The organism is Sinomicrobium endophyticum (genome assembly GCF_052983315.1).
In genome coordinates, this window is record NZ_JBRKIS010000070.1 from 1 (window position 1) to 11,600 (window position 11,600).

Sequence of the window (11,600 nt, forward strand, 5' to 3'; positions counted from 1 at the left end):
GGCTTCATTGTTCGTCCTGCAAACGCAACGAAGCCTTAGCTGTTGGCTATAGTATTTTTATTATTAAACTAATTAATCTTTAGAAATTAACTTAGGGTCAATTGGAAAAATTTCATCATTTTCTAGCATCAAAAAATTTGGATTTAAGTCTTCAGGACAAGTAATCGCTAATTTGACTTTTTTTGTTTGTTTTGCTTTCAATTTTTTCTTGTTTTTTCTATATATCCAAGTTATTGTTCCAGCAGCTAAAGCTAGGTCAACATTATATTTAATTTTATTGTTTATGTCTATAAGATAGAAATTATTGAAATCAATTAATTGTTTTTTATCTGAGGTGTTTTCAAAAGTCAGGTAGACCATAAAGTATTTAAATCCTTTTTTTGTATAATAATGCCCACTTCCAGTATAAATTTTAGACCATTTTTCAACCTTATCAATATGAAAGTTTAAGTCAACATTATATTTAAATTTTTCTTGTGAAAAAGAACTTTTAATACTTAAAAAAGTAATTAAAATAAATACTGAAAGGATTTTGCTTTTTAAAATCATATATTCTAATTTATGCTCATTGATTTATATTAAACAGGACCTTTATATTGTTGCCAGCGGTTTTGTATGAGATTAGTTGCGTGGTTTAAACAAACTAATTTAACAAATACAAACCGAATAGCTCCCGTTTGAGCACAATATGGAAAAAATATCCATAAAAAATCTACTACCCGCAGTTTTATTCACTTCCTTTCTGGTATCCGGACAGGAATTTAATTTTGGTATTCGCCATGCACTACCCCGGGAAATACAAGTGAATACATAGTGCGGAAAAGAGGAATTGTGTATATTTAGGGTACCAAGCAATATGTTAAATGAAAAATAGCGTTCCTGTATTCCTGTACTTTTTAGCGTTGGCTACTTTTGGGCAAACGCATGGAAATAACAGCCAAACCGTATAACCGTATTAGAAAAACCAGAAGAACGAGCGGTGGAGCAACGCCATAATGCCGGGCCATCGTCATTGACATTTGTTTCAGATGAAAGCAAAGCCAAACAATTAGCGGAATCCGATATAAAAAACGGAACTCCATTCTTGTTGCTTATGGGAGGCATTGCCCCGGTAATTGTAGAAACCGACCCTGAATTTGAAAAAAAATACGGCGTGTTTTTTTATGAATATGGCTGTACCGGCCCGGAGGATAAAGTTTTGACTGCCTATAACGAAACCGTTTTTGACTTTCTGACCGATACGTTTGGCAAGAAATGGATGAGAGAAGTGAGAGATGATGTTATAGGGTTAAAAGCTTGGAAAAGGAAGAGATAATATAGCCCTATCGAAGCAATTCGGGCAGCAAAGCCTTCCCGGACATATAGCTACAGACCATTTGTAAACCGGAATAATGAACAAGAAGAATTATAAACTAAAAACGCCCCCCCGTGCGCGATTGTATCGCGTTCCCAAAAACTACAGAGACAAAGGAGGCTGTGCATAGTTTGCAAACCGTTACCAAACATTTAACAAAATGATGAGAAATAACAACTTTATAGTTGCAATACTTGTATTGGCCCTATTTTTAAATGCGTGCAATACCAAAAAACAAAGCACAAAAAACAGTGATTCACAGGTTATAGAAAGCCCTTATTTAGGCCAAAAGCCACCAGGTTTAATTCCCGAAGTTTTTGCCCCGGGCATTATTTCGACAGAAGCGTATTTTGAAGCTGGCGGTACGTTTTCACCAGATATGAAGGAGTTCTATTTCGTTAGGCAAGGTGGAAAATATGAAAAACGCACACCGCTTGTTATTCGATATGAAAATCATAGTTGGGGAAACGAAACTGTGACCGATATAATACACCCATTCTTTTCTAAGGATGGTAATATTATGTACCGTGGAAATACATATCGGGAACGAACCGACACTGGTTGGTCAGCTATAAAAAACCTTGGAGCACCTTTCAAAGACTTCCGCATTATGGGGCTCTCGGTTTCATCTAAAGGAACATACTATTTTGATGAGGCAAGTAAGATAGGCACTATTCGCTATTCACGATTAATAAACGGCAAACATGAAGAGCCACAAAAAGTGAGTAAGGAGATTAACACAGGAAAATGGATCGCCCACCCCTTCATTGCCCCGGATGAATCTTATTTAATGTGGGATGCTCAGAAAGAAGATGGATATGGTGATAACGACTTGTATATTAGTTTTCGCCAGAAAGATGGTTCATGGGGAACAGCAATTAACATGGGAAATAAGATAAATACAGCACTCCAGGAAAATGGCGCACACGTGACACCCGATGGAAAATATCTGTTTTTTTGGAGGGGATATGAAAAGGTTAGAGAAGATGGAAGTACTTATTGGATAGGAAGCATTTATTGGGGAGATTTTATTCAGCTAAAAAAAGAACTTCTTGAGAATAAAAACATCAATTAGCAACCAACTGGTCCTCGTTTGAGCACTGCGGAAACGAGAATCTAACATATAAAAGCATTTGTAACGCTTACCGACAAGCAAAAACACATACAACTGAAAGCTAAACAGACATATTTGAAGGGAAAATCAGTTTTTGTAGTTTCCTTGATCGTCATCGGGATTACCATACTGACCATTTATTTAACCGGAGTAAATTACAGCCGGAGTTTGACTTCAAACCTGTATTTATCCTTAGGGATCATTGCAACCACCCTTTTCCTGTTTATGACTTACGGGCTTTATAAAGGAATGGGTTCTGTGCTCTGCGAACGTCTCCGACTTCGCAGCTTATTACACGTTAATGAAAAGCCAAGGCATCAAGCCTCCCCCCCCCGCTGGTGCGCGATTGTATCGCGTTCTCTCCCCTCTTGCCAGTTCCACAACCGTACCACAAAATTTAGTAGCTTTAACCTATGAGCAGAAACTACAAGTTCTACAATCCCGAAGGCCTGTATTTTGTAAGTTTTGCCGTAGTGGAGTGGCTGGACGTTTTTACCAGGAATGTGTATAAAAACCTATTGTTGGAAAGTTTGGCATTTTGCCAAAGAGAGAAAGGTATGGAAATAATAGCCTGGTGCATCATGACCAACCACGTGCATTTGGTCTTCAGGAGCGTAAAGGGTCAACATCCGGCCTTGCTGTTGGGCGACTTTAAGCGGTTTACAAGCAAAGCCGTGGTAAAGGCCATACAGAATAACCCACGGGAGAGCAGAAAAGAGTTTTTGTTGGAACAGTTTAAAAAAGCGGCGGAAAAATCGTCCAATGTAGACAGTCATCAGTTTTGGAGACATGACAACAAGCCCATTGAATTGTGGAGCAACAAGGTTATACAGGAAAAGGTAAGCTATGTCCATAACAATCCGGTGGAAGCGGGCTTGGTTTTCAAACCACAGGATTATGTTTACAGCAGTGCGACGGACTATGCAGGAGGAAAAGGGCTGTTGGATAATATTATTGTTTTTCAGTATTTTGGTTAAAGAAAAAAACTAGATAGTTTAGGCCACACGATACAATCGTGCGGTAGCGGAGCCACACGATACAATCGTGCGGTAGCGGGGTAATAGAATAACTCAAGACGAATTCATAATGTTAGCTACAATTTAAAAACAACTTATGATATGATTAAATATTTGACATTCGGAATATCAATATCATTCACCTCATGGATCGTTGGAATGATTTTCAATCATATTCTTATGAAAACCGAATCCTACAAGAAGTGGTCAAACCTGAACTTTATTACGAGTAAAACCCTGAATAAAAGCATTGGTATTGAATACTTTAAATGGATTGTAAAAAATACCTTTTTCAAATTCTTCAATCAGAAAATTAAATTGAAAAATAAAAAAACGGAATTGAGCGAAATACGAAAAGAAATGACGATTGCCGAAATAAGCCATTTAATCGGATTTATATTTGTCTCTGTTATTGCTTTATATAAGAGTATTTCGCATAACTATTTATTCGGATTAACAATAATGATGGTGAATATTCTAATGAACTTATATCCTGTATTATTACAACAGGAAAACAAAAGACGAATTGATAAGCTGATTAAAGGGCAAAGTGTAGCTGAAGGTTCTACGAATGTTTCTTATTAATATCATTATATAAATGTCCCAGTACCACACGATACAATCGTGCGGTAGCGTAATTATTTTTACTGCAACACAGGGACTTCCATATAAAAGGCCGTCATGCCTATATAGTTGGCGGTAACATTTAGTTTTTCGGTCAGTATCTTTTCTATAGTGGTCACCGGGGCATCCGGGACGTTAAAGGAACAGATACATCTTACATGCTTGCCGTTGTAGTTAAAGATAAGACCTTCGGTGGGTGTGTCGGGGTATTGTTCCGTTAGATTTTCCTGGATGGTTTTTAGGGTTTGGCTAAATTTTTTGTCCAAAGCTTCCCATTTTCGGGAACGTTCCTCATAAGATTCACCATTTACCGAACCTTCGGTTATCATATTCCTACCCAGATAAAAGGCTTTGTCTTCCCTTTCAACAGCATCCACATAGCGATACTTTTTCGCCTCACAATTAAACTCCGATATGGCTGTAACCAAGACAATGTCAAATTTTTTATTCAGAAAAAGATAATCCCAAAAAGTAATCGCTTTAATTGAAGCACCACTCATATTAAACTCAAACGGAATTGTATTTAAAGGGAGATTTCTTAAACTATCATCTTTTTTATCCGGACCGTATGAATATAAGGTATACTCTATATTGGTATATTTTAAAGTGTCGGTATCTACCGTAACTGTATCTATTTGCAGGTTATATCCATATTTTTCCAGGAATAACTTATCTGTCCTTTTGTATCGCCCGATTTCCTGAAGCATTGTATCTAACTGTGTTTTGTTAGCAGGCCATACTTCTCCAAATTGATCATGCATGGAACCAATTTTTGTAAACACAGAAAATCCTTCTTCCGCTTCTTTGTAGTTCTTTATAAATTTTTGCAATGAAGCATATTGATAATATTCATAGCCTGTATAAGATAGTATAACGACTGCGAAAAGAAATAAGACAATTTTTATGATCTTCATTTTTATGTTTTAGTCTCTATATTCGGAACCTATTATCTCTTTATATATCTGCTTAAAAGCCTCTTTTTCCATTTGTATGTATAGCTTAGGTTGATTTAACCCTCTCTCCGGACTAACAAACTCGAATACATTATATTTTGAATGACCGGACCTGCTTTCTGCGGTTTTGACATAACCAAGACTATTTGGCCCTTCCATGTAAGGGTCTAACGGATCGAATCCGATACGTGAAGTAAATACTATACCTTCATATTCTAATTGCAGCACCATACCGCTAAAAGTTCCCTGTTTCATACCGAAAGAACGCTGCGATCCATAGTATTGTCCGCTTCCCCTGGTACTTAAATCAATAGGCTCGAAATTATCGTTTACGCGATCCACCCTCCTTTTTACAGCATCAAAAATTTCCTTTACCAGTTTTTTTAAATCTTCATTCCGGGCACTATAAAACGAATCCTTATCTATGTCCGGAGCACCTATGTATTTACGGTACAACCTGCTTACGCCATTCGACGCACTATTTTGATAGTCTTTCCATACGTCACTTTCTCTACGCCCAATGTAGTCATAACCATCGGGTGTATTCCCTTCTGAGGTTACATCTTCTTTCCAAACGTATCGGCCAGTTTTTTTCTCCTTAGTCCAGTCAAACGGTTCTTCTCCCCTGGTATTTTTAAAGGGCATATCAATTAGGGAATCTTCGCCAGGAATATCGGGGCTTCGTTTAACATGAAAGTGAAGATCTATATCCATACCCGTTGTTAGGTGCATCTCTAACCAGCTTTCAATGTCCTTTATGGAGTGTACGGTAAATTCCATAATTCTTTTAGATTTACAAGGGGTAGTATCAGCTCATAAATATAAAGATTTTTCTGATATGAAGTGGGAATTCCCGGGACATTGTACCCCTACTGGTCCTTGTTTGAGCCTGGCGGAAATGAGAACCATTGTATCATGCGTTTACTTCGATATCCCGATATATCGGGATCAGCACAGGTGTAATGTACGAAAAAGGTTATGCTAAGATAGTCCTGTTTGCCTCCTCTTCGCATAACCTTAATAGCATATTGGCAATCCGGGAAAAATGCAGGCTATTTGAAAGTGCTTCTGTTTAGGGGGAGCCTTACAAACCCGCTTTTGGCAATACCTGGTTATGTGCCGCTTTTTTTGTCATTTGTAGTAATAATACCAATTGCTCTCGTAGTTATTGTCAAAATTTTCTTTGCTGTCAATTAAAACTTGAATGTCGTTTCTTTTGAAATAATTGAACTCATCAAATGGCTTGATAAACTCAAAATATTTGTCAGCCCACATTGCTTTTATTTCGGCTTTGTCATATTCTTTTACTTTCTCGTCCGTGAATACAAAGAAAGTCGGAATAGTAAAGCCAATTGAAATTGTCCAAATGTCTGAGTTGTTAAATGATCTAATGAACTTTTCCGTCTGCTCATTTTTGATTTTATATGTAGCCTCTTGTTTGGCAACTGGTTCAAATGCACCATAAATCACAAAAACGTTGTCTGTCAAGTAAATTCCATTTTTATTTAAGCCGAGTATGTTAGAAATGGAGTTGTTACTTTTAGAAAGTCCTTGTTGTTTTATTATTTCACCAAACTTTTGTCCAATTGCTTCTTGTTTCGGTTTGTCAAAGTATAAGATGTCGTGAGTTAGAAATTTATTCTTCTCTTTTTCAAATTCAAAGCAAATCTGAATTCTGGGTATTTTGTTGTCTAACGTGTCGTAAATAATGTTGATAGTCTTTACATCATAGGTTTTGTCTATCCATTCTGCAAGAGGAACAAATTCTGGTTTCATTTTGTCAGTCCCAAGGATTATTCGCTTAGTCTGTGTATATTCTTTGTCAGATGGCATTATCATTTTGTGTGTTCATCTTAAAGTGGCGCATAACTCCTAAATATACGCAATACTATAACCTATTTCCTATTTTTTCAAAACGTATCCGCATTACAATATACGATTAACATACAAGATGTTATATAAAATTATACTAATACGCATGTTGTATTGTCACCATCGAAAATATTCCCTTTTCGTTGTAAAAACAATACAAAAATGCAAACAAACGGAAGCTAAAATATAAGCTGTCAATCCTGGAAACTATCTTCTAGCTTATCCGGTAGAATGCCGGAAAAAGACAGTTTTCTGTTGTTTCGGAGAGTACCTTTACAAATTACTTTCGATAGCCTTCAAAAGTTCTTCCTTATCTAAACCTACTGTTGAAAAAAGTAAACTTCCCTCATTATCAAACAGCAAAAAAGTTGGTGCTGCGTTCACTTCAAAATTTATAGACATCTCTTTACCTTGATAAAGCGATGGGTATTTCACCTGGATTTTTTTTAGATATTCCAATAAATTCTCCCTTGGAAAATTTTCATTAAACTCTACACCAAATACCGCTAATCCTTTGTTTTCAAAACGTGTTTGTAGGTCATTCATAAAAGGTACGGCTTGTACACAAGGACCACAATGCTTAAACCAGAACTCCAATAATACAAGTTTATGCGAAAGATTTGAAAAGTCAACTAACCTGTTAGTCTCTATATCCTTTAATTTCCAGAATTTTAGATTAGCATTTTGCCCTATATTTTTAGATGGCTTTTCTTGGAGCATAGCCGTATATTCCTGCAGGCTGACATGCTGATAATCTTCCGGTAGGTTTAACCCCGCCCATTCAGCATCTGCCAATTTATAATTGGGTTCATATTCTTCAAAGGTTCTGGACAGGCTTCCGGTAAGGCCGTTATACATAGTAATTTTAGTAGGATAATAGTCTGATTTTCCTATGAATATAGTTATCGTGTCGGAAAATCCACTTGGCATATTCTCCACCCGAAGGGAATTCCAATCAAACCGGCCGCCGGAAAACTTTAAATCAATTTTATAAGATGGTCTATTGCCGATCAATGTATCCTTTTCTCTGGAAATTTCTACTAATTTATTGTTTAAGGTTTCGGGAAGTAATTTTTTTAAGGGGTAAAGGGTTAACAACAAAGGATTATTTATTGCAGGGGGATCGAAGTTAACGATCAATTTATCTTTATGAAACGTAGCTATTTGATCTTTTCCATCATAAATTATTCTTGCATCAAGATTACTAAGAATATATCGCAAATCCCTATTTTCTGATACTTCGGTAAAATCAAAATAAACAGTATCCATACTTTGAGAATATGCTATCCCATTTTCTATTGCTTCAAAAGAGGAATAATATTTAATTTGTTCGATGTTGTTTAATTCAGATATCGTTTTTTCAATTAATTCGTTTGCTGTTTGCTGAGCCAGACAGTTTGCTGTAATGGTAAAGACTGCTAAAACTCCTATTAATCTTCTCATAGTTTAGATCATTTATGCTCTGTTTTGGGGTGGTGTTTGTTATGGACAAATGCTTGGACTTTGATCTAATAAAAATTAGATGAATATAAAAGTAAGAATATTACTAAAATTATGTGTGGTATTAACATTTATTTACACTTTGCTATCCAAAGGCTCTGAACGTCCCTAACCCCCGCTCTCCGAAGTGTCATATGCTATGCGAATGTCTCGGACTTCGCAGTACACAGCACATCCATGACAAGCCGATACGTTGCGCTCCTACTTCGGCAAGTGCTCAGCACAGGTCTCTGAGGGGCTTCTAAAACAGTGTTTCATAACGTTGAACCTCATTTTGCAGCTTGTTTATAGCTTTTTCATTGACCAGGTCATTGCAGCAATGCATAAAGTAAGACTTGTGAGAGATGGGGATACACCTCAGAGAGGCGTTTTTCGTTTTTCTCTTTATTGAAGGTTTGGGCTGCGAAGTTACAAACTTCGCAGAGCGGGGGGTTATTGAGATTCATGAATTTGGATTAAAATTGTCCATATTTTTTATAAAAAAGGAAGGTTTGATTTCTGTATTTTTTAAAAATGCATTAGAAAACGATTCAGAAGTATTGAACCCACATTCTTGTGCAATAGCCTTAATAGTATACTTTCTAAATTGCTTATCTGATTTTAAGCGTTCTATACAATAATTGATTCGAAGATCATTAATATAGGCTGAAAAGTTTTTACCTTTATAAAAATTAATGATTTTGGATAAGTAGTGGGTATTCGTGCTAAAATTGGCTGCTAATGATTGTATGGAAATTTCAGATTTAATAAATCCCTTATTCTCTTCAAAAGCATAAAGTTTACCGTTTATGTCTTCTACTATTTCAGCTCGAATGTCTAAATTACCTTTTTTATGTAATGGGATTTGTTGTAGTTTATTTTGTTCTCTTTGCAATATGGCTTCCAGCCTTTTTTTGTATTGTTTTTGTTTATGCAATGACCAAATGACATAAATCAAAATTAGTAAAATCACGACTCCACTAATGAAAAGGTAGGTTGAAAAATTTTTCTTTTCATTTTTTAAACTGGAAATAAGCTGTTCTTTTTCTTCTAATAGTAAGGGGGTATCATATTCTTTAACCAATCTTCGGGATAATACCTGATATTTTTTATTCAGAACACTGTCTATGGCTAATAATCTTTTGATGTATTTCAATTCACCATAGGGGTCTTTTTCAATTTGAAAATGTTTAATTAAAACTTCATACCCCTTTCTGTATTCCGGTTCCAAATCATTGAGTATTAAAGTAAGTGAATCTACTTTTTTCAGGGCCGAAATAGATTGGTTCTTATAGTTGAGTTGATGTGCTGTCATGCCTAAAAAGTAATAGCATGAAACCAAATTTGATATGTCTTTACTATCTATAAAATCAGGTAAAATTTTTTGTACACTATTATAGCTTTTGTGAAAATTGCCTCTGTCATAATCAACTGCAGCTTCATTTAACACAAAATATGGGAGTAGTTCTGTTATATCTTTGTCAACAGACTCTTTATAACCCAAATGATTATAATATGAAGCCGAGTCTAATTGTTCCAAATGCCTGTAGGCATCTCCTATGGCAAACAATGTTATTAGATAATCGGAAAAAGTGTCATCGTTGTTATAGAATTCTTCTGCCTTTTTATATGTCTCTAGTGCTTCCTTATAATGACCAAATCGTGCTTTAATAATTGCAATATTAAAATTTACGTCTACGTCATCTGATAATTCTTTGGACTTTAAATAATTTGTCAGAGCAGCATTATATTCTCTCTTTTCGTAATGATGTCCCGCTTTGACATAATAGGGCACAGAAAGTTCATATAATAACTTTTTATTTGTAGTTGTATTAAGCAATTGTATTATACTATCTGTATAATCAATTTTTTCTAATAAATACAAATGATATTTATACCCTATTAACCAGTTGAGAGTGTCCTTAGCTTTCCTCGCTTTCATTATATAGGCATCTGCATAAAGAATAATACATCTAGGATCTTTTTTGCAGTTTTTAATTCTAACCTTAAGAGTGTCTAAATTTAAAGAGGTTAACGAATCCGAAACAAATTGTATATGATTCTTTGAGGTACAGGTATGGATAAGGCTAATAGCCAATAATACAGAGAGTAAATACTTACTCATTATTTTTATAATTTTTTACGGTTGTATTGATTAGAAATGTGGCACTAAAACAATTCACTGCGATTGGTGACAATTTTGCAACAAAAATAACATTTTGAAATAAACTTATAACGTTTATAATCAATGTATTGAATAAATATTTTCATGTGTTCGCAAAAAACAAAAATAATACTCCATCGCTGTACAGTTAGAATCATTGGTAAGAGAAGGTATGTCCAATAGCCAATAAAACCCGGTTAAAATACCTTCAAGGAAAGCCACGTCGCTAAACAAACCGGATTATAGCTCTCTACGGCTTTTTACGCCATCTCCATAACATACCGCTACCGAAGGTCCGTTCAACATGGCTTCATTGTTCGTCCTGCAAACGCAACGAAGCCTTAGCTGTTGGCTATAGTATTTTTATTATTAAACTAATTAATCTTTAGAAATTAACTTAGGGTCAATTGGAAAAATTTCATCATTTTCTAGCATCAAAAAATTTGGATTTAAGTCTTCAGGACAAGTAATCGCTAATTTGACTTTTTTTGTTTGTTTTGCTTTCAATTTTTTCTTGTTTTTTCTATATATCCAAGTTATTGTTCCAGCAGCTAAAGCTAGGTCAACATTATATTTAATTTTATTGTTTATGTCTATAAGATAGAAATTATTGAAATCAATTAATTGTTTTTTATCTGAGGTGTTTTCAAAAGTCAGGTAGACCATAAAGTATTTAAATCCTTTTTTTGTATAATAATGCCCACTTCCAGTATAAATTTTAGACCATTTTTCAACCTTATCAATATGAAAGTTTAAGTCAACATTATATTTAAATTTTTCTTGTGAAAAAGAACTTTTAATACTTAAAAAAGTAATTAAAATAAATACTGAAAGGATTTTGCTTTTTAAAATCATATATTCTAATTTATGCTCATTGATTTATATTAAACAGGACCTTTATATTGTTGCCAGCGGTTTTGTATGAGATTAGTTGCGTGGTTTAAACAAACTAATTTAACAAATACAAACCGAATAGCTCCCGTTTGAGCACAATATGGAAAAAATATCCATAAAAAATCTACTA

General features: G+C 34.9%; 11 protein-coding genes. 4 read left to right on the forward strand and 7 right to left on the reverse strand.

The window, feature by feature from the left end; genetic code table 11:
• Positions 1–72: 72 nt before the first annotated feature.
• Complete coding sequence (locus ACVBDU_RS23745; protein WP_447182014.1) at positions 73–549, reverse strand: hypothetical protein; 477 nt, start codon at positions 547–549, stop codon at positions 73–75.
• 430 nt (positions 550–979) lie between these two features.
• On the opposite strand from ACVBDU_RS23745, the gene ACVBDU_RS23750 reads away from it, so the two are divergent.
• From ACVBDU_RS23750 to ACVBDU_RS23765, 4 genes are all read left to right on the forward strand, one after another.
• The gene (locus ACVBDU_RS23750) at positions 980–1,315 is read left to right on the forward strand and encodes an FEKKY domain-containing protein (protein WP_447182160.1); all 336 of its coding nucleotides are present in this window, start codon (positions 980–982) and stop codon (positions 1,313–1,315) included.
• 199 nt (positions 1,316–1,514) lie between these two features.
• Positions 1,515–2,429, forward strand: coding sequence for a hypothetical protein (locus tag ACVBDU_RS23755; RefSeq protein ID WP_447182161.1), 915 nt, complete (start codon positions 1,515–1,517; stop codon positions 2,427–2,429).
• A 452-nt stretch (positions 2,430–2,881) separates the two neighbouring features.
• A complete protein-coding gene (locus ACVBDU_RS23760; RefSeq protein ID WP_447182162.1) occupies positions 2,882–3,445 on the forward strand; it encodes an REP-associated tyrosine transposase in 564 nt (187 codons plus the stop codon).
• Between the two features lie 219 nt (positions 3,446–3,664).
• A complete protein-coding gene (locus tag ACVBDU_RS23765) occupies positions 3,665–4,069 on the forward strand; it encodes a glycosyl-4,4'-diaponeurosporenoate acyltransferase CrtO family protein (RefSeq protein WP_447182163.1) in 405 nt (134 codons plus the stop codon).
• 59 nt (positions 4,070–4,128) lie between these two features.
• Here the strand turns inward: ACVBDU_RS23765 and ACVBDU_RS23770 are convergent, their stop codons facing one another.
• The 6 genes from ACVBDU_RS23770 to ACVBDU_RS23795 form a co-directional block, all read right to left on the reverse strand.
• Positions 4,129–5,022 (reverse strand): hypothetical protein, encoded by an 894-nt coding sequence (locus ACVBDU_RS23770; RefSeq protein WP_447182164.1) that lies wholly within the window; start codon positions 5,020–5,022, stop codon positions 4,129–4,131.
• A gap of 9 nt (positions 5,023–5,031) precedes the next feature.
• Positions 5,032–5,841 carry a hypothetical protein gene (locus tag ACVBDU_RS23775; protein WP_447182165.1) on the reverse strand — a complete coding sequence of 270 codons (810 nt, stop codon included), beginning with the start codon at positions 5,839–5,841 and terminating at the stop codon, positions 5,032–5,034.
• 351 nt (positions 5,842–6,192) lie between these two features.
• Positions 6,193–6,837, reverse strand: coding sequence for a hypothetical protein (locus tag ACVBDU_RS23780; RefSeq protein WP_447182166.1), 645 nt, complete (start codon positions 6,835–6,837; stop codon positions 6,193–6,195).
• Between the two features lie 369 nt (positions 6,838–7,206).
• On the reverse strand, positions 7,207–8,376 hold the full coding sequence (locus tag ACVBDU_RS23785; protein ID WP_447182167.1) for a TlpA family protein disulfide reductase: 1,170 nt from the start codon (positions 8,374–8,376) through the stop codon (positions 7,207–7,209).
• A gap of 499 nt (positions 8,377–8,875) precedes the next feature.
• Positions 8,876–10,537 (reverse strand): helix-turn-helix domain-containing protein, encoded by a 1,662-nt coding sequence (locus ACVBDU_RS23790; protein WP_447182168.1) that lies wholly within the window; start codon positions 10,535–10,537, stop codon positions 8,876–8,878.
• Between the two features lie 417 nt (positions 10,538–10,954).
• Positions 10,955–11,431, reverse strand: a complete 477-nt coding sequence (locus ACVBDU_RS23795) for a hypothetical protein (RefSeq protein ID WP_447182014.1) — start codon at positions 11,429–11,431, stop codon at positions 10,955–10,957.
• Positions 11,432–11,600: the final 169 nt, after the last annotated feature.

Bases quoted from the DNA above. Each gene is read 5' to 3' on its own strand.
- ACVBDU_RS23760 (WP_447182162.1), top strand. From the start codon at position 2,882: ATGAGCAGAAACTACAAGTTCTACAATCCCGAAGGCCTGTATTTTGTA.
- ACVBDU_RS23785 (WP_447182167.1), bottom strand. From the start codon at position 8,376: ATGAGAAGATTAATAGGAGTTTTAGCAGTCTTTACCATTACAGCAAAC.
- ACVBDU_RS23765 (WP_447182163.1), top strand. From the start codon at position 3,665: ATGAAAACCGAATCCTACAAGAAGTGGTCAAACCTGAACTTTATTACG.
- ACVBDU_RS23790 (WP_447182168.1), bottom strand. From the start codon at position 10,537: ATGAGTAAGTATTTACTCTCTGTATTATTGGCTATTAGCCTTATCCAT.
- ACVBDU_RS23775 (WP_447182165.1), bottom strand. From the start codon at position 5,841: ATGGAATTTACCGTACACTCCATAAAGGACATTGAAAGCTGGTTAGAG.
- ACVBDU_RS23795 (WP_447182014.1), bottom strand. From the start codon at position 11,431: ATGATTTTAAAAAGCAAAATCCTTTCAGTATTTATTTTAATTACTTTT.
- ACVBDU_RS23745 (WP_447182014.1), bottom strand. From the start codon at position 549: ATGATTTTAAAAAGCAAAATCCTTTCAGTATTTATTTTAATTACTTTT.
- ACVBDU_RS23780 (WP_447182166.1), bottom strand. From the start codon at position 6,837: ATGAAACCAGAATTTGTTCCTCTTGCAGAATGGATAGACAAAACCTAT.
- ACVBDU_RS23770 (WP_447182164.1), bottom strand. From the start codon at position 5,022: ATGAAGATCATAAAAATTGTCTTATTTCTTTTCGCAGTCGTTATACTA.
- ACVBDU_RS23755 (WP_447182161.1), top strand. From the start codon at position 1,515: ATGATGAGAAATAACAACTTTATAGTTGCAATACTTGTATTGGCCCTA.